At 41.9% G+C, this 20,185-nt stretch carries 8 protein-coding genes; 1 reads left to right on the top strand and 7 read right to left on the bottom strand.

Annotated elements, in window-relative coordinates:
* Positions 1-434: 434 nt before the first annotated feature.
* Entirely contained in the window at positions 435-3,026 is a 2,592-nt protein-coding gene (locus AC58QO_RS09435) for a glycoside hydrolase family 38 N-terminal domain-containing protein (RefSeq protein ID WP_497265036.1), read from the bottom strand.
* A gap of 163 nt (positions 3,027-3,189) precedes the next feature.
* Between AC58QO_RS09435 and AC58QO_RS09430 the strand changes: the two genes are divergently transcribed.
* Positions 3,190-4,089, top strand: coding sequence for a helix-turn-helix domain-containing protein (locus AC58QO_RS09430; protein ID WP_497265035.1), 900 nt, complete (start codon positions 3,190-3,192; stop codon positions 4,087-4,089).
* Positions 4,090-4,721: 632 nt separating this feature from the next.
* On the opposite strand, the gene AC58QO_RS09425 is transcribed toward AC58QO_RS09430, so the two are convergent.
* From AC58QO_RS09425 to AC58QO_RS09400, 6 genes are all read right to left on the bottom strand, one after another.
* On the bottom strand, positions 4,722-6,092 hold the full coding sequence (locus tag AC58QO_RS09425) for an SGNH/GDSL hydrolase family protein (RefSeq protein ID WP_497265034.1): 1,371 nt from the start codon (positions 6,090-6,092) through the stop codon (positions 4,722-4,724).
* Between the two features lie 615 nt (positions 6,093-6,707).
* The gene (locus AC58QO_RS09420) at positions 6,708-10,139 is read right to left on the bottom strand and encodes a heparinase II/III domain-containing protein (RefSeq protein ID WP_497265033.1); all 3,432 of its coding nucleotides are present in this window, start codon (positions 10,137-10,139) and stop codon (positions 6,708-6,710) included.
* Positions 10,140-10,207: 68 nt separating this feature from the next.
* Positions 10,208-11,692 carry an ABC transporter substrate-binding protein gene (locus AC58QO_RS09415; protein ID WP_497265032.1) on the bottom strand — a complete coding sequence of 495 codons (1,485 nt, stop codon included), beginning with the start codon at positions 11,690-11,692 and terminating at the stop codon, positions 10,208-10,210.
* Positions 11,693-11,766: 74 nt separating this feature from the next.
* Entirely contained in the window at positions 11,767-12,660 is an 894-nt protein-coding gene (locus tag AC58QO_RS09410) for a carbohydrate ABC transporter permease (protein ID WP_497265031.1), read from the bottom strand.
* Positions 12,661-12,684: 24 nt separating this feature from the next.
* Positions 12,685-13,605, bottom strand: coding sequence for an ABC transporter permease (locus AC58QO_RS09405; RefSeq protein ID WP_497249105.1), 921 nt, complete (start codon positions 13,603-13,605; stop codon positions 12,685-12,687).
* A gap of 699 nt (positions 13,606-14,304) precedes the next feature.
* Positions 14,305-20,097 carry an OmpL47-type beta-barrel domain-containing protein gene (locus AC58QO_RS09400; protein ID WP_497265030.1) on the bottom strand — a complete coding sequence of 1,931 codons (5,793 nt, stop codon included), beginning with the start codon at positions 20,095-20,097 and terminating at the stop codon, positions 14,305-14,307.
* Between the last annotated feature and the right edge of the window lie 88 nt (positions 20,098-20,185).

Genomic DNA, 20,185 nt, shown 5'->3' with positions numbered 1-20,185 from the left:
TTAACCCTTATGTACTAGCTTGCCAGCATGCTGGGCAGAATTGTCGAGTTTATTATACAATCATGGAATTGCACATGGCTATAAAATTCTCATAAACTCGGTCAGCATCAAAATCGTCAGCGCCTGACCGTAATGGGACATATTTCTGTCTTTAGCTGCAAACACATTACGTCAATTATTTGACGTTCTCCACTGTCCGGCTTCTGCCGACAATTTTGTCAGGAGTAATTTATTATAAAATAAAAAAAAAGATATCATTGATAAAATGATTATACATTTGAAATAATATTAGTGTTTACATCAGACATGTACGCCTATTACCTCCAAATCAATTTGATTTGACTGACTAAGGTGCAGGATAAATAAACGCAAATGGAACCGATAATAGCTATCAGTTCCTCTGCGTTCACAATGATGTTGTAACCCTTATTTTTTCACTTCATAACACGAATGTGGAACCACTGTCTTGCACCGATCGTTACATTCAGCTCACCGTTAGTAATTGCAAGATCTTGTTCATTTTCTTCCAAAATATTAGTCTTAAATGACCGAGCAAGCTCAAATCCTGGAATTTTCACTTTAGCTTCGGATGGAACGTCTTTCAAGTTTCTCAAACGAATAATGAATCCGTCATCATCCATTGCCGGTTTGATATACGTTGGTACAACGCCGTTGCCCGTTACTTCCAAAAGTTGACCTTCTTTTTCAGCGGAGCCATGCATGACCGGGAAAATTTGCACCGGTTGGGACGCTTCTACCCCTTTTTTCATCACTTCTTCAGCTTCAAATTTATGAAATGTCGATAACACGTATCTCACTTCGATGAGACCAGGCTGACTCGCTCTAAAGTTAGTATCCCAGTAATTGTTGAGCGGCCATGCTAATAGAATTGGATTCTCAATCCGCTGGATCGATTTCTGTTCTTTACCAAAATGGAAATCACCAATCTGCACTAATGGCGCATCCGGACAAGCCAATGTGATGCCATGCTTGTCATCATATATGGAAACGGTTTGATCAACGGTTACCCACTCTTTACAAACCGTTGGAAGCTGATCTTCGTCTAAGGCTGCGAAGGTGCCCGCACTGTCAAATACCGATTTCCAGTTCTCCTTTAATTGAAGAGGGAACGCAAAATAGATGGATTCAGGCTCACGGATATCAAGCTTATCAATGGCAGCGGACAATTCAATATCCGGACGGTTGGCAAAGAAAGTCATCCTTTGCTCTAAACGCTTAACTCCAGGCGCTGTCCACTCCATTGTTAAGGTAACGCCGGAGGAATGTCTTTCAACTTGGAAAGAAATTAATTTATCGGCTCCTCTTCGCACCGCTTTCCATTCATTATTCCAACAGCTAATATTGTTATTGCAATCATCCAGCACTCGGTCGTGAATGGTTGTTCGATCCAGCTTATTTCTCAATGGATCAGGAGACTCATGAACGAATTGGAACAATGTCCATTCACTGCTCTGATCGATCAGTTGCCAGCCGGTTGATTTGTCTATCAACTCGTGGATTCTGCCGATTTCTTTGTCAAACGTAATGCGATAATAAGGCGTATCAATTGAGTTATCCGTTATGTCGATATTGCTTGCAGTCTCTTCCACAGTAATTGGTGCGGGCAGCGGAAGCACCTTATAGCTAAATGGAGGCATCTTAATCAAACCATACGAAGGTGTCTTCCAATCGATATCGTAATTATTCTGGATAAAAGAGAATCTTGCGGCAGAAGTATGTCTGTCTCCGTGTAGATAATAATCTGGAATATGCAGGTCGCATACCTGCTCGACGTGTGTCGGATTCACTAACATGACTCCCTGAGGCGGTCCAGACTGGAGCGGATTGCCTGCAAGCTCTTCCAACTGCTGATTTAGCACGTAACCTGACAGACTATTTGCCTTATAAGCAAAATGCGCCTTGTGCATCCATTGAATTTTCGTAAACATTTCGTCAGGATGCGTAGTGGAAATGTTGGCTCCCCAGGTATGCTCATCATACAGTTGCGCTTGATCCCATGCCTCTTGAAAGAGGTGACGATTGCCTGAGAAGTTGTTATGTTGGACAGCCGAAAGGAACTCAGCATTCTTCAAGCTAACTTTGCTTCGACGATTTAATCTGGTTTCTTCCGCGGAACTTGCGGCTCCAAAATTCCAGAAATCCGTCCAATCCCCCCGATAGGTTAGAATCGTTTCCGCCGGCTGCTCTTTTAACCTTTGCAGCAGCATTTCAGGCGTCACCATTCTCATTCGCTGCTCATGTCCTTCCGCATTCCATTTGCGAATCATGGCGAGCAAAGTTTGGTCCGGAGGCGTATTATCGTAATGCGGTACATTCGTTGCCGATAAATAGATGAAATCATAAGGGTAACCCTCGCGCTCAATCCGAGTCATATAACGATCAAGTCCCTTTTTCATGAGCTCGGTGCTTTCCTCTTCCAATTGGCACCATTGCGTAAACAGTGAGTAATGCTCGCCATTGAATGTAAGTAATTCTCGGCCGTCAGGCGCAACCCACTTGAATGCTCTTGGCCTCTCTAATGGAAGACCGCCTAAATGGATGTTAATTCCTGTTGTATACAGTTCGACCCCCGCATCCAGCATGGCCTGTGCGATCGTCCAAGGCTGACCGTTAATATCATGATTAATCGCAGTACGGATCGGTACATGAAATTTGTCTCGCAGCTCTTTAACTGGATAAAGCAATCGCGCCAATTGCTCCGCGTTACATAACGGACTTGTGTGCATGCTTAAAGCCGAGATACAAATTTGACCATTGTTTAGGAACTTGCTGAATCGTTCCACTTGGCTGCTGCTAGTTGTTTCCAACCATCTCATCACTGGCAAGGTAGCTTCGCAAGTCCAGTAGAATCTGTTTTCTTCTGCATCGTGCTGGGTTTGCTCACAAAGATCAAGAACCTGATCGATATATGTGTTTTGCAGCTCCAAAAGCATAGGCTGTGTATGGGTATAGCCAATATCCAAATGACTGTGGTGATATACGAGAATTTCTTTAATCTTTGACATTTCCTTCTCCTCCGATTACTTGTTATGTTCTCACATGCCAATTCGAAAGACATCGCTTTCATATTTATAATCATAAGATTCAGAACACCAAATGTATTTGCAATAAGCTGACTATTTTTTTATAATTTAAGGACATTATTTCAATTAGGGTGATTTGAGAAAGATGACGATACCACAGTCTATTTACATCGATGGAACAGTCAATTTAAATTTGATGGCGCATACATTGCAAAGTAAAGACGCCGTTTTTCGCGTCCATTACTGGGGAGGGATTCGCGATCATGTCCATCCACCCATGCATCAACATTCGTTCTTTGAAATCTGTTATGTACTTGATGGCAATGCGACTTATACGGAATCTGGCGCCGACTATACGCTACAAAAAAACAGTATGTTCTTAACTAGGCCTTATACAAAACACAACATTCATACTGCCAGCTCATTTTTCTTTATTTTTGTCGCATTTGAAATCGTAGCCAATGAGTCATCCTCCGCGGCAGTGGAGATGTTCAGTCGACTGAGCAAAACAAACAACTTCTTCATTACTGATGGCTCTAACCTACCTGCCATCCGCATTTGGGAAGCTCTGCTGCAGCAATCCTTTCAAGAAGGCCCGCTTTTTCAAGAGAGTGTACTAGCACTTTCCTGCGCATTGTTAACCTCTTTTACTCACATTTTCACTGACAACAACGAACAACAAGATGCAAAGAAACAAAAGAGAGAGAAGCTTGGAGCTAAAATGCTCATTTCCCAATCCAAATTGTATATACACGATAACATTGCAAACCCAAGCTTATCATTAGTCGAAGTAGCCAATTTTTTGCACCTATCAGGACGCCATTTTTCACGTGTATTTAAAGAAGAGCTAGGACAATCTTTTACGGATTATGTTCGAAAGGAACGTGTAAGACAAGCTACCCTCCTGCTTACTTCGACGAAAAAATCGATTAAACAAATCTCGGAGGAAACAGGTTTTGAAAACGTTCATTATTTTACGAGAGTCTTTTCCGAGATTATGGAAATAACACCAAGAAGATTTATAGATAAATTCAACAAGAAGTAAGTGTCAGAGCTCGTTGTCATATTTTATAATTTTCTGCCATAACTCCGTTTAGTTATAGAATCTTAGACGTAAATTCGTTTTCCAGGTAATATCAGGACGATGTTATAATCTCCTCCTTGCACTCGAGATTTACTTTTGTACAAATACGCGAGCAAGAGCATGAATATTGGAGTTGGTTGCTCGTTGACTTACTTCGGAATCTGACTCGGGAATAAGGCCCTGCAATCAGAGAAGTAGGTAGATGCAATCGTGCTAATTGATCGGCCCAGATACGCTCCTCGCATTTCATTTACGATACACAAACAGAAGCAGTAAATAAAACAAGAGAAGGATCACGGCTGCATAGCAGTCGTGATCCTTCGGCAAACGTTTCGAAATTCCATTTTTTATGTCGTACGATACGCAACAGTTCCTGTGTTTATGGAATGGCAAATCTGGATAGGGCGTTCAGGCATTTCGAAATTCTCACCAAGCTGAATGAAATACCGGAATTCATAAAAGCCACCTAAGGTTGCTTTAAAATTCGTCTCCCAATAGTTAGAAAGCGGCCATGAATAGAGCGGTTCCTTGATTTTTCTATCCTTTTAATGCTCCCACCAACCAGATCAATGGTATGGTCGTCCATTTGTTCACTATCTAATCTTCTGAACTACTGCTATAAGTGCATCTCCCATTTGTTTATGTCCCACGGTAGTATTCGGATGAACCCAATTGTTAAAACGGGTCACTTGCACGGTTGAATAAATGTTCGCGTTTTCAATTGTGTAATCGAACCCATATACAGTATCTAAGCATTGCCCCATTGGACAAATATAAATATGTTTCGAAATTGCCGTATCGGTATCAAACTCGGACAGTAGCCTCTGTGCTTCCAGCTTCATATTTCGGTCATAATTTTCTTGGATTGCACCTGATCCTAATTGAATACCCCAAGCATCTTGACCTGCTCCAAGCGTTGGTAAATTAATAATCACTTTGATTTCACTATTATAAGCATGGATCGAATTTATTAACGTGTTCAAATTAGAAATAAATACATCGATATCAGTTACACCTGTTGTTAATTGGAAGTCATTGGCTCCGAGTAAAATAGAGACATGAGTAGGCGTACCATCAGGGAAAGCAGCAGAAAATCTTTGGATGTATTTCGAAAAATCGACTCCAAATGTACTAGGTTGCGGGTTCATTACCGCCCACTGGCTTCCATTCCATTGAACCCATTGCTGTCCTTCTGATTTCGAAGGGTCAACCATAACATCACCAACACTAGGCTCTGTATAATAACCATTTGCATCGTAGAGGTAACTCGAACCGTTCCAACCTCTTGCGATCTTTTGGAATCCTTGATAATCGTAATCGTTAGAATTTGTATAACAAACTTTCATCCAAAAATCCGTGTTACCCTTGTAGGCACTTCCACTAACCGTAGTAGGGAAAACAAATGGACTATCACCTGCTGTCGTTCCGATGTTAGACATATAATTCCTTAGTGTCCAACCACCCCGTCCTTCGCGATTAACAGGATCATCCATAGTATCATAAGTCCTTGTACCTTGAGTACTAATATTACTTAATTTTAAGAATTGCCTCAAATAGGAGCCATCCCTTGTAATGCTGTCACCGATTGCTAATAGACGTACCGCTGTAGAATTAGATTTATCAACTAACTCCACCGTGCAGGCTTTTGTAAATACGGTCTTTAAGGCTCTATCCATAACATTTATGATTAAAGTAAACGGAGTGCTTGGCACTGAGTACCCTGATGCTGAACTATCTGATTCCATTCTCCAAAATCCGTCATACTGTCTCCCATAGCTCCCGATTACGTCAATGATTATATTTTTATAATCATAAGACGAGTTTGCTAAGATTAAATTTTTGAAAAACAGATTCAATTGTTCCTTATTAAGGGTATCACCTTTAAGAATGTATATTTTTCTTGGTAAAATAACATCTAATCCATTAACCTTAATGCCTTGGATACCACGTTGCCTCTTTATCATTGTCATAGCTCTCCATTCACAAGCAGCTTCTGCATACCATAAATCCTGATCAAACCGGGAATTATCCCATTCCCGGGTTCTTAGCCACCACTTCTCCGCAGCATTGTAGCAGCCGTCAAACCACCAACCGTCAAGTAACGTACCGAACTTGTTAGCATACTCCTAAATAAATTTCATGTATCTTTGCATGAATTCGCTTTTATCGGAGAGATGTATGTCCCAACCTAAGGCTTCCCGAACTCTCTCATTTGAGTCCACCTCAGTAGGGAGATACATGATGAACTTCTTATCCGCTTCTTTCACACGAACGGCGAGTTCTAAAGTGAGATCTCGCCTCGAACAACAGCCTGGTACAAGACTTTCAAGATAACGATTATATGAGCAGTAATATCCCGTGTTCTGCCCTGGTGTAAAAAAGCCAATCGGCACCTGTATGTTTGAGTTGATTCATCGAATGTTTCGACGTCGAATCAATCAATTATGCGGTTAAAATCTTTTTCTTTATTGCCTGCTTTAGGCTGGGTATTGCTTAAAAAGTGCACCATGATGCCAAATGCTTCGCTTCATTCATCCACTTCGCGTTTCCGCTCATCACTTTATCTCTCCGTACTCATCTTAAAGTTCAACCCAATCACCACTTGTAAAACTGATCTCCGAACGAATAGAAGGCATTGTCATGATCGCATCGACATCCGTTCTTACCCAGATCTTCTTCTCATTGCCTTTTTCTCTAATCCTCATATTGACTTCAATCGGAAATACAACCTCTGCTCTTCCTGTTAGGAACTTATACGGAAAGCATACTTCCTTAAGCATTTGAGCGATTTCATCAAATGTAAAGCCCGGATGCCGGGAGATGTAGAGCTTGTACGTTCCTCCATCGCCTTTCATTAATCGATCGAACGGCAGATAGCGATTGCGATGTCCTTCTTGTTTTACAATGAAATGTTTCCCCTTATGCGGTTGTATGTCAGGCTCTCCTGGGTACAAAGATAAATCTCCTTCTATTCTTAGATAATATCCGGTCTCATCTTCACCTGTTCCAACTAGAACGGTATCCGTCCAACTTTTAAGTTCCAGCTTTAATTTATCCATGGAAAAGCTCGTTCCCGAATAAAAATCAACATTCGTTTCTTTTTCCGTTTCGGAAATTGTCTTTTCATTCACGATTAAAAACGAGCCATCCATCGTTATATCGCCGAATACAATTGGATCACGATTTTCTTTTTTACGATAAATCACCTGAATGTCGTTACCTTCCGTCTTGATCCTCACACCTGTACCACGATCGTTAGCGATGTCGTTGATTCTATCACATGATTGTACAAATGCTTCATTTTGAAACGGCTCCCACAATGCGATAAATGTGCTGTCTACTTCGGTACCATCCTTGCGGACAATGATTTTCGGCATCACATTTTCATTCCAATTCGCCATTGCATCTTGAAGGTTCGATAGCTCCTTGTTATATCGATGTCTTGGCGCCTCACACAACATGACTTCCCCATGAGCAGGCGCTACCCAATGCAGACGAAGGTTAGGTTTGGGCTCGACAGATACCGCCCTACCTCCTGCTCCTGGAAATTGTTCACCTTCTGGGAATGCTGCGGACATTGTCACCTGCCATGGACGATCATCTCGATACACGTTTACATTTCTAAATGCACCATAGTAATGACTTTTACTGTAAGGTGCGTCCATAGGTAACTGATGTTCCAAATTTGAACCTGCCGCCGAATGATTTCCAATTTCAGGTATTAACGGAATTCCGTTCTCATCGAGGTTATCCAAATGCTTATACGGTGTTAACGTCATATCTGCATGCTGAGTGTAATCAGCGCAGCCGTTCGCCATCCATTCATGACGATTACCTCCTGACACTTCGAATATATCGAGAAATAGGTTTTTCCCGTTAGTGATTGGAATCCCAACCACGGCACGTCGATATTTCGTGGTATCAGGATAAGCGATTTCGGGTGCTTCCGCCTGCATAACCATTGTGCTTCCCTTAGGCACATGCCAATTTAAGAGATTTCCTACTTTTTTACTGGCACTTTGATTTTTCCCATCCACGATAACCAAATTATGAGCGGTTGCTGTATAGATATAGCCACCCATATGAGAATAGCCAATATCCGATACCAACTCATCACCGTATGCCCATAAGGTAAAATTTAGCATATCCTCATGCGAGTGATTATATCGCCCCGAAAAATGAAGGTGTGCCTCGGCACAATCACCATCTGCTCCCGCCCCAACTATCGCATGTCCAAATTCAGGCAGAAGAAAAGGTTCAGAACAGTTCGGGCTATAAACCTTATCTATAGGTGCCGTTCCGCCTTGATGACCGACGTGATGATATTGGCTTACCTGACTTTCGGCCCAAGTATCATGTATGGTCATAACAGACCCGTCAGGATAAAGCATTCTGTGATTACACAGAAACATAATATTCTTGTAATTAGGAATTACATTTTCGGGATGAAAGGATTCGATACGAGTATGATCAAGATCAGACAAATAACCTTCTGGATCGGAATAGCCTTGAATGCGACTCATAGCCTCATCCATATCTCCTGCGACATCATGCAAATACGACACACTCTCTGGAAACATACCGTCCGCCATAAATAAGTAACCAAATGCAGCCTTTGCTTTTTCAATGACGAAATGAATAATTTCTGGACAGCCGATGGACAAACCAGCTGTAATAAATCCATCAAATTGCAACCCTATGGTATTATGGAAGAAGCGCCAAATATCGGTTCGATAGTACGCATCAAACTTTAACGATGTACGAATAATATGCATAATCCCACTGGTCACATGTTCTCTGGCATTTTCAAATCCTAGGTCGGAGAGCTTGTTCCAGATATGGGGGTTTTTCAAATTTTCAAATAGGGTAATGATTTTATTTAGATGCCCCCCCGTAGACACAGTGTACCATTCGTAATCATCAGCGATCCATGCAAACCACCGATCATAATCATCAGGTGGGAAAAAGCCTTTAATATAATTATAATTCCAGTCTGGTTTACCATAGAGCGGCCAATGCGGAATGCTTTGTGCAATTTTAAGCAGAATCACAGCGGCTCTTATTCCAGCTTCTATATCGCCTGTTGTACGATAATATTCGGATAAAATCAATGCAGCTTCTTGGAAGCACTCCATTCTGGTGCTTACCATGAATTTATCCAAATAGATTTTTTCGAATTCAGGATCGTAATACGTATTCAAATCATTTTCATCTGGTCCTGGGTAGATGGGAACAAAGTGGAATATTTCCTCGAGCGTTCTAGCGCATGGTCGTTTGTGATATGGATATACCCATTTTTTTCCGGATGGGGCAATAACCTCTTCAAAACCTGAAATCGGGTAATCATCGTGAAAATGGACTTGCTCCCCTGTAGTTCGATCTGTAAGTACATTAGGTTTCAGCGGATCCCATGCCAATTGGTCACTATACTTCCCAATCCCCCTACGATCTGGTACAAGTTCATAAATTGTATCCGGTGACACTTCCAAATAGGGTAGGATATGGGTTGGCAATTCTTTTCTTTCTGACTTGAGTTCGGTAATTTCACGTTCGAATTTCGGGTTTGCTTGTATACCGTTAATCCACTGCAAGTAAGGCGCCCCATGAACCATTGGGTGATTCGGGAACCCTCCCTTTTGTATGCGAATATTTCGGATACATACTTCGCCGCTTCCAATTAACTTCAATATATATTCGAATCTGACCGCATTAGCTTTAACAAAAGCCTCTACATGCATGGTTTGCCAATTTTCATTCACTATGACTCTGAATATATCTTGATCATATAGCATTTCATACTGCATATTTCTGACTTTAACTGTTTGAAATAAATGGTCATGATCCTTGTATACCCGGAAACCTTCCGGATGAACCATAATTCCAGGGGCCCCCTTGAGCTCAAAGCTGACTCCCAAAATGTCTTCATTCCATGAATCAAGCTCAAATGAAGGTAAAGTCCAATCCATTTCTTTATCGATAAGCAACCGTATAATATTCGTATTCGTATTCATAAGTCACCCCTCTATCATTTAGAGGAGGGGATCGCATTTAGCGATCCCCTCCGTTAATAACCCTTATTTTATTTCTGTTGCGTCTTGCGCCATTCGTCAACTTGTCTTTGCGCTTCAGCAATGACTTTGTCTTCTCCAGCTGCTTTCCGCTTATCCGTCGTCATTTTCATCATTTTGTCGACATCATCCATACCATTGGTAAGAATTGGGTTAATTTCATTGTAAATCGCGTTCAGCTGTGCAACTTCATTCTCTACGCTCTTTTTATCAAAGGTAAAGCCCATAGTCGGATCAACAGTTGCTGTATTGTTTAACTTCTTCGTTTGTTCCCACACATCATCTGGTTGACCAGGGATTAAGTAACTGTTAAATTCATTGCCAATCATCCAGCCAGGCATGCTATAACCGCCTTGTTTCGGTTCGATTCGATTCGCAGACACCTTTGTATAATCCTGTCCTTCAATACCGAATTTCAGCAGGTTAAACAAATCTTTATTCGTATCAATCAGGTTGATCAGCATCATCGCACGATCCGCATTTTTGGAAGTTGTGCTAATGGCATTCAAGGTGCTTTGGCCAGCTGCTTTCGGTAGAGTTACTGGACCAGTGGCAGCTTGCACCAAATCAAAACCATAGGTTGCACCGAATTCCGCTTCACCACCAGGCTTGATTGTTTGGAATCTGCTAAAAATTTGCCCCGCTTTAATGACCGATAATTCGTCTTTCATCGTAGCAACGTCTTGCGGGAAGTAACCTTTCTGGTTCCAGTCCCTCATAAGTTTATAACGATCCGTTAATGTGTACGGCTGGTAATAGACCTTCCACGTTTTCGGATCAATCTTCAATCCTTGTACGCCATCTACAACCGGAGCAAAGTCCAAGTAAGCATCTGGGAGTCCTGTGCGAAGTGGAGAAACTTTAGGTTCACCTGCTTTGATCGTTTGGTAAGCAGCCGTCCAATCATCCAAAGACTTAAATTTGGATGGATCAATTTTGTACTTATCCAAGAGATCCTTTTTAAACCATAGCCCTGGTGCTGAACCCATGATTTGGTTATTGGGGATACCATAGATTTTCCCGTTGACTTTAACCCCGTCCCATATTTCCTTCCTCATACTGTTCTTCAAATCAGGGTATTTGGCAAGCAAGTCATCTACAGGTATAAACGCCCCTTTTGTTACATTATCAAGGTAGTTATTCGCCCAGTTCGCTGTCCACGCGATATCATATGGTTCTCCCGATGCCATAATGAGTTGCATCTTGTTGTTATAATCACCTGGGTTAATAAACTTGAAGTCCACGGTAGCATTGATTTTGCTTTGAATGATTTCGTTGGCTTTCTGAATCACCGCTGCTGCATTCTTAGGCTCCGAGAGCCGCAGGTACCACACTAAATTTACCTGCTTTAATGCCTCAGGCTTTGCAGTCTGACTGCTTGAAATGCTGCTTGGACTACTGCTAGGGGTTACAGATTCCTTCGAACAGCCTACAAGCATTACTCCCCCTACAGTACAAAGCAGCAATACCGTCATTGAGCGATTTAACATTTTCATTTCTAAAACCCTCCTTGAATTATGTTTATTTATCTATTAAAATTCGAAAATCCGATCTTTAAACGATCCAGGAATTAACCTTTTACGGATCCAACTGTCAACCCTTTGGCAAAATACTTTTGAAAAAACGGAAATATAAACAGCATGGGACCAATTGCCAGTAAACACATTGCCATTCTTGTGCTTTCGGTCGGCATTTCAGCTAACTGACTGGCGTCTACTTGTATGCCGTTCTGCATATTCTTGAGTATTTCCTGAATGTTGCTCATCATAACCTGGAGCAAATACTGCAGCGGGTACATCGATTTATCGTTAATAAATAACAGTGCATGAAACCAGGAATTCCAGTATGCAAGTAACTGAAACAGTCCAACCGTCGCCAATACAGGCGTCGAAAGCGGAATGATCATTGTCCAATAAATGCGCGCTTCCCCTGCTCCATCGATTGTAGCAGATTCTATAAGGGAGTCTGGCAGCTGTTGGAAAAACGTGCGCATCAAGAACATATACCAAACGCTTCCGAGCAGTGGAATAATAAGCGATGCGTACGTGTTTTGCAAATGTAAAATATTCGTCATCAAAATGTAGAAGGGAACCAGTCCCCCGCTGAATAACATGGTGAAGAACAAATAAAATGTGATGATTCTTCGGAATTTGAAATCGTTCCTGGATAAGGCATATGCACACATGGAAATCATCAACACGGATAGTATTGTACCAATACACGAAATGATAATCGTGACTTTATACGCATTCAAGATGGTAAGTGGATTCTCAAGAATGAAGCGATAGGCCTTCAAATCCCAATGGGCTGGAATTAAGCGATATCCTATCGTCGCGATATCCGTTTCCTTTGACAGCGAGATCGAGATAATCGACCATATCGGTATGATGAACGAGATTGACATGGCGATGAAAAATAAGTGTAACGCAAATCGAGACAAGCTGAACTTAGCACCTCGCACCATGCAACTCTCCTCCTTTCTTCGGAATTAATATAAAGAATTCTCTGGGTTCACTTTCTTTACGATCGCATTTGTGGTAACGATAAGTACAAATCCCAAAACGGATTTCGTTAAGTCAGCCGCGCTGGACATGCCGAAATTGCCGCTGTTGACTAATGCTCTGTATACATAAGTGTCAATTACGTCAGTGGTTGGGAATATAGTAGGCGAATTCATCGGAAGCTGATAGAACAAACCGAAGTCAGCGCTGAAAATATGCCCGATGGCGAGAATAGTCAAGATTGTCATTAACGGATAAAGGAATGGCAATGATATCTTCGTGATAATCTGCCACTTGCTCGCACCGTCGATCTTCGCCGCCTCGTAGTAGGTAGGGTCAATGCCTAGCAATGCAGCGTAATACATAATCGCTCCCATGCCGACCGCTTTCCACAGATTAGCAATCGGGAAGAGGTAAATCCAAGCAGTTGCGTTATTGTACCAATCTATTACATCTACGCCTAGGTCTGTTAATAAGTGATTTAACATACCCGATCTCGGATTGAGAAAAGCGTAGGCCATATAGGCTACCACAACCCAGGATAAAAAGTGAGGAATAAACATGATGGTTTGATACGCCTTCAACAGTTTTCTGCTTGTCAATTCATACAGCATTAACGCTACGGCCACCGATGCAACAACAGAGCTAATGATGAACACCGCATTATAACCGAGAGTATTGCGTACGATTCTAATAAGGTCAGGAGAGGTAAGTAGAAATTTAAAATTAGAGAATCCTATCCAATCGCTACCCCATATGCCTTTATTAAACTGGTACCGTTTAAAGGCAACAATTGCACCGAACATCGGTATATAGTTGATAATGAAAACATATATCACCAAGGGCAATGTCAAAGCCAGCAGAAATTTATTTTTCTGAAAATCCTTAATTAGCTTTTTACTTTTCAATTTTTCCACCTCCTTACAAGCTGTGTTGTCAAGCTGCCGTTTCTGATTTCAGCCTAACAGGATCACAATGGTTGCAAAAGAGTTAAAAACTGCGAAAAAGTTCAAAAACGAGGTTTAAAATATGCAAATAAGTTCAAGTAGAGCGGATATCCGTTAAATAAACAGTCAGTATCGTCCGAATTATCTACTTTCGTCCCAGATATAGTCCCATTTAAACTCATGCGTGTCTCACAAGTTGCTGTATCCATTTATCATTAGTGCCTGAAACTGTCGGAGTCACGGCCTCGTACTCAAGACTTACGACTGTTCTGCCCTTCCGCTTATCGCTGTCGCTATTCGCGTACTATGGCGTCTGCTGACTTCTCACAGCAAGCTTTACTCCGTCTTTCGGATTTTTTTCCTACCCCACGTCTGTGAGATCTCCCCAGGTAAGAGCGATAACTTTCCCCTCATCTATCTGCCACATCTACTGCCAAGCCTGTAGCGGACTTTCACCGCCTAGTTATCGCCCATGCCAGGCGCACAACAAAAACACGATCAGAAGCCTCAGCCTCTGACCGTGTTTTCTTTCGTTACGACAGCCGTCTACAATCAACGCATCAATCATATATTCTTGTCTGGCGTACCCATCATCATCAGTCACAATCTAGCCGTTTAGTTATTCTTTGTTAAGATTACCTAATTACTGTAATAAACGCTTTAAAATTTGGACCAAGCTGCGATTAGTGCATTTGCATCTGCAATCAAGCCTTGCTTCGCATACGGAGAAATATCGCCCTGCTTCGCATTCTTAATATCCTTTAGAACATCCTGCATATGTTTAATCGCTTGATCCTTATGTCCCTTGTTTAATTGATCAATAGACTGATTAAATTTGTTCGTGATTTGATTCACCAACGATCCTCTTATTTCACCCGATGCAGTAAACCTTTCAATAAGCTGCTGCATTGGTTCTAGCTTGAATGTAACACTGATAGTATGATCGCCTGTTACGTTAGTAAACGTGTACGTATTGCCTGTTACCGTTATACTAGCTCCGTCAACCTTCAACTCATCGATCATATAACCGTTATCTGGTGTGATCGTGTAAGTTGCATTTGTTCCTTCGTTTACAGAAGTAATGCCTCTAGGGCTAATCGTACCGTTACTTCCCGCAGTAGCCGTGATTTGTTTCGAAGTAACAGTTACCGTGATTGATTTCTTGGATTCTACATTATCCGCGTTATCCCTCGAGCGATAATTGACCGTGTACTCTCCTGCTTGACTAAAATTGACTGGTGTTACATATGGCAGCCAAGTCGCTGAGGTATCCAACTTATACTCCGATTGAGCTACCCCAGATACATTGTCCTGGGCTGTAAGAGTTAACGTTGAATTGGTTAAAGAAGTTGTCGTTACAGGTGCTTGACTATCGATATTGATATCGATTGTCTTCGCAGCCTCTTGGTTCCCCTCAAAGTCCCAAGAATAATATTTAACATTGTTCATTCCGTCTAGATTAAAAGTGACTGGTGTTGAATACTTCTTCCATGACGATCCACCGTCCACACTGTACACCGACCTAGACACTCCACTCAGATCATCTGTAGCTGCTAAACTTAATGTAGCTGGCTGCGTATACCAGCCATTCTGGCTTGTAGGTGTAACAGAAACGGAAGTTGTCGGTGCTTGCTTATCACTCGTTTTTCCATCCGGTTTAATTATTAATGGATTCGCTTTACTCGAAAACATTCCAAAGAATCCATCGTCCGAAATGTAGCCATCTGAATCCACATAGTCATATATCGTTTGTCCGTCAATTTTTACAATGAGGCGGACGCCGCCGTTAACATCCAGCGCTCCAAACTGAATCCAATGCTCCTGGCCGGATGCCACAATGTCGTTAGGTACGATGATTGAGCCTCCTGGAAAATTGCCTGTAGGTCCGAATCGTGCCAATTCAAATTGGTTACTCTTTAGAATTAACATGTAGTCTGCCGCATTCCATGGAATTCCCGTTGCAGCTTTACCACGAATCGTAAAGCCTTGGTATGCATTACCTGTAAAATCGAATGTAGCTTTGAAACTCCAGATCGGGTAATTTGGAACTTTCAAATTATAGCCTGCAGAATTATTTGAACTACCGGTTGGCGGAGCAAATGTCAACGCATTATTGCTTGTAAATGAAAGATAGTTAGCGTTGGCAGCTACCCAACTGGATTTGTTACTTAATAATTGCCCTAAATCAACTATGCCCTGAATCTGTTTTTTCTTAAAGTCTTTGATGCTTTGAATGAGGGTATTCAATGCGGAATTGATCTCGCCCTGAGTGATCGCGCTGTTGGAAACCTGAGTTGCCGCATCAATCGCCTGCTTAAACGTCGTTATTGCTTCAGACGGAAACTGACCTGGATCGGAGCCTATGACTGAACTCGCATCAATGGTTTGCGCTTCAGCGATTTTATTTTGGAGCTCGTACTTATCGACAATTTCGTTAACAGCCGTCGTAAAGCTAGCTACAGCCGTAGATTTGCTGTCCGGATATAGACCTGACTCACTAATAGCCTCAACTTTCCAATAATAAGTCTTGCCGCCATATTCGAGATTGAGCTGCAAGTAATTGGTTGGCACCGAACCCTGATAGACGACATCAGTTAGCGCACTGTCTCTTGCAACCGTGACCTGATAGTGGTTCGCTCCAATTGCAGGCTCCCAAGTTAATGGCAAACGGTAAGCAGGGATTTCAACAGCATTGCTTTGTGGATTAAGAAGCTTAAAATCCGAGACCTTAGGAAAAGTAGTTCGGTATGGATTCAACTTCAGCCCTATATTACTGTAAACAGGAGGCACAAATCCTGTTAGGCCGACATCTTTAACCAGCTCGAAATTATTATGCGCTGCATCCTTAAACAGACTTGCATCGGTAACGGTTATATTATTCGCGAATGTCCCTGAAGGCAAGGCCGTATTCGTCACGCCAACGTTTTTCGTATTATAGAGGACATTGTTTGTAATGGTATCATATTTCGGTTTCGTAGGCTCGTCAGAAAGTACATTGGCTAGCGTAGGGAACCGAGATTTCCAAAGATCGCTTGTTGCCGCAGGCACCGCCATATAAGTTGTATATAAAGTTCCGTTTGGTGGTGTCAGCCAATCAAATGTTGTTGGTAAACTAGGGTCTATCAAATCAATCGAACTTGTGGAATTGGCCACTATATTGCTGTCGACAATCATATCTCTTCCGCCATGAAGGAATACAGCAGAGTCGACATTATAGAAAATGTTACTCGTGATTCGTACGCCGCTTGCCGAATCATCGATATAAACAGCATGTGTTCCTAGACCACCTTCTGAACTTTTGATATCGTGTATCAAGTTATTTCGGATCTCATTCCCTTGGACAGTGAAATCTCGCCCCGTACCAATGGTGTTAGCGTCTGAGGTTTCTTTGTCAGTGGCATAAATTTCATTGTTTTCGATCACATTGTCATTCGCGGCTTGAAAATTTATTGCACTGTAGGTCCCTTCGTTAATCACATTGTTTTGTACAAAATTGCCAACCCCGCCAATAGAGACGGCTTGGGCACCCGTTCTGGTTACAATGCCGTATCTTGTAAAAACATTATTTCGAATTCGGATATTACCCGGAGCAAGTGTCGGACGATTTCCAATATTCGTTGTATAGACTCCTCCCTTTCCCAGATTATTAAAATCAGAATCCAACACATCAACATTAACTGAGTTATCGATTGTAATGGCATTGGCTCCGATATTATTGAAATTAGAACCCTGGATTTTGATCGAATCGGATCCTTTAATGACGGCCGCTCGGTAATTCGAATCCTCAAACTTTATCCCTACAATATTGATATTGCTGGAATTCGAAATGCTAAGTAAAGACGTATTTAGTGTCGATAGTTTGATATCACTCTGCGAAATGTCATACGGAGCATATAAATAAAGGATGCCCGTTTTTCGGTCAAGGAACCATTCGCTTGGTAGATCAATTTCTTCAAGCAGATTGTACGCATAATACCTTTTGTCTGTTGCAACCCCATATGCCGTTGGCGTGCTTGTACTTACGGAAATTGTTTTAGCAGTAGTATCTACTTTGGTAACTTGCAAATCATCGCTGAACCAGTCCCAGAACCAATATCCTTCCATCCACATTTGGTCTGCTGTGGCCCATAAATCCTGCTCATGTTCACTGTACTGAAACACAGCCCCCGGTGAGGTTTTATCACCCGTCTTTGAGACTGAACCGGTTTTTACGAAATCTGCATTTGGCCATCTTGCAATGGTTTGCTTTTTACCATCAATAATAAGTGCCGCATTGTCCGGACTGTCTAGCGTATTCCAATTATTTTGATGAATGGAACCCCAATCGGCGGAAGTGAATCCCAAAGCTCCCAAATTCACTTGTTTAATCTTGTCTGCAAAGCCGGTCTTCAATCTGCTAATGATTGTTGGATCTGTCACCGATGAAAATTGGGAGTAAGGAATGCTCTTCGCTCCCGAAAGACTCACGGTTTGCCCTGGAAAAGCCCTGTAGGTAATAGGCGCTTTAGCTCTTGCGGAATCAGTTGCATCGAGTGTAAACGTGCTGTTTCTAGCATATTGTCCGCCCATCGCATAAACCGTGATGCCCCCGATCGGGATACCCGTACCACTTTTCTTCGTTCTCAACACATTTCTAGCCGCCTCAAATGTTAGGTACGGCCTGTTATAGGTTCCGTTATTCGAATCGCTTCCTGAAGGTGATACGTAAACGCCGAATGTCTGCTCGAATCTGGTGATATCCGCTGTTGTAAACGAGTTAGCCGTATCGCTTACCGCAACAAGCGGGCCATTTTGGGGATCCGTCCAAAATATTTTGTGTTTCTCGGTAGCTACCGCCTGGATGGATACATAGTCGATTCCATTGTGCGGCGTAGACGGCACAGCAGATGTGCCCAGGTTATTGACAACGAAATCCTTCGGTAGAAGCACATCGCTTCCATTTATCCATGGAATGACCGTATCGTCATTGGCATTTAGCTTTATTCTGTACCCATTCACATATACGTCAGAAGAATACTTCGAAAAAAGTAATCCGTTAGGCAATTTTGCAGGCAGATCGGTTAAATAGTCCACTTTATTTTGCGTATTTTGAGTGAACATCTGCTGGAAAATGGGGAACGAGTTAACATTGGATTCCTCCATGATCAGGTCGTCCAAAGTAAATTTTCCTGCGAGATTAAACACTATTCCTTGAACAGAAGTTGATGGATTTGTAAAATTCAAACCCGTTACTATGGAATTATTGCCATCATCATCTCCGATATAAATATCCTGTTTGCCTGAAACCGTATCCATAACCATTCCAATGGTGTATTCATATCCATTTTTCAGAACCGCAATTGGAGTTGTTGCGTAAGTTGTGTTGGTAACTGTCAAATTTCCGGAACTGTCGAGCTTTAATTGAGAAACAGGACTCTGAGGATTGATTTCGTCTAACCCAGTAATGTTGATATTGCTTGTTCCCGTAAGGGAGTTGATTTTCAGCTTATAACTGAATTGAAACTTGCCAGTTGAAGATGAGGGTTTTGAATATGGACTTGAAAGCGTTTTCTGAACATAAAAGGAGCTTTGTCCGGTGTCCGGCGATTCCAAGTTCAACTTCTGATTCTGGACTTCCGCCTTATAGCCTACTCCCAAACTATCTGCGTTGGTTGCCCAGCCCTGGGAAGCCGGCATCTTCCAACCATTTGTATAAACAAAATGTTCTTCTAAACGGTTTAAATCCGGTTTGGGTTTCATTGGTACGTTAAACGTCCAATTGGGGAGTTCTCCGGCAAAGATGCTGCCACCAAGATCAGTACCCGAACTGTTTGACACTTTGAGGTCACCAACAGCCAGTGTAAGATTCGTAAGGTTGCCACCAGGGACATTATAATACCCTTGTGCGCCAACACCAATTTGTCCGCTAGTATATTTGGTATCCGTAACTGAAAATACAAGAACACCATCCACAGTTACAGTAATCAGTCCGTTCTTCACCTTAACTTGATAATGTCTAACTTTATTCAGAACGTCAATATAAGTCTCATTATTTAAGGCGTTGGTAGTACCTGTGATCGTGTTTGTGAGATTAGTTACTCCACCATTTATCACTTTGTTAACTCGAAATTGAGCGCCGCTCCCACCATGAACAAATACTTGATAATAATTGCTAGCATTCTGATATCCGAAATAAATCTCATGATGCGCCCAGTTTGGAAAACCTGGAGTTGTAACCGTATTCCAATCCATGTCCAGCACTAGATCTGACAATGAATAATTAGTAGGTGCAACTCCCGTAATATTCGTGTTCCCATAAGCGTGTAAATTTAACCAATCTTTACCGTTGGCATCGGTAGTTTTATACCATTCACTGGTCGGAGCAGCAGCTTGGACACTGTTAGGGAAAGGTATTGCAATTGATGTTATGATCATAACGAGAGCGATAAAGAAACTTAAATAACTTTTTCTCATTGTGTATTCGTCTCCTTTATTTTATTAAAAAGAACTATTCCGTACAGTAACCTGTCAAATAAAAAAGATTCGGGAAAAAGAGATAATC

It is taken from the genome of Paenibacillus sp. J31R30, assembly GCF_059692115.1.
The sequence above is the reverse complement of the archived record's forward strand: the minus strand, read 5'-3'. Positions and strand labels throughout refer to the sequence as shown.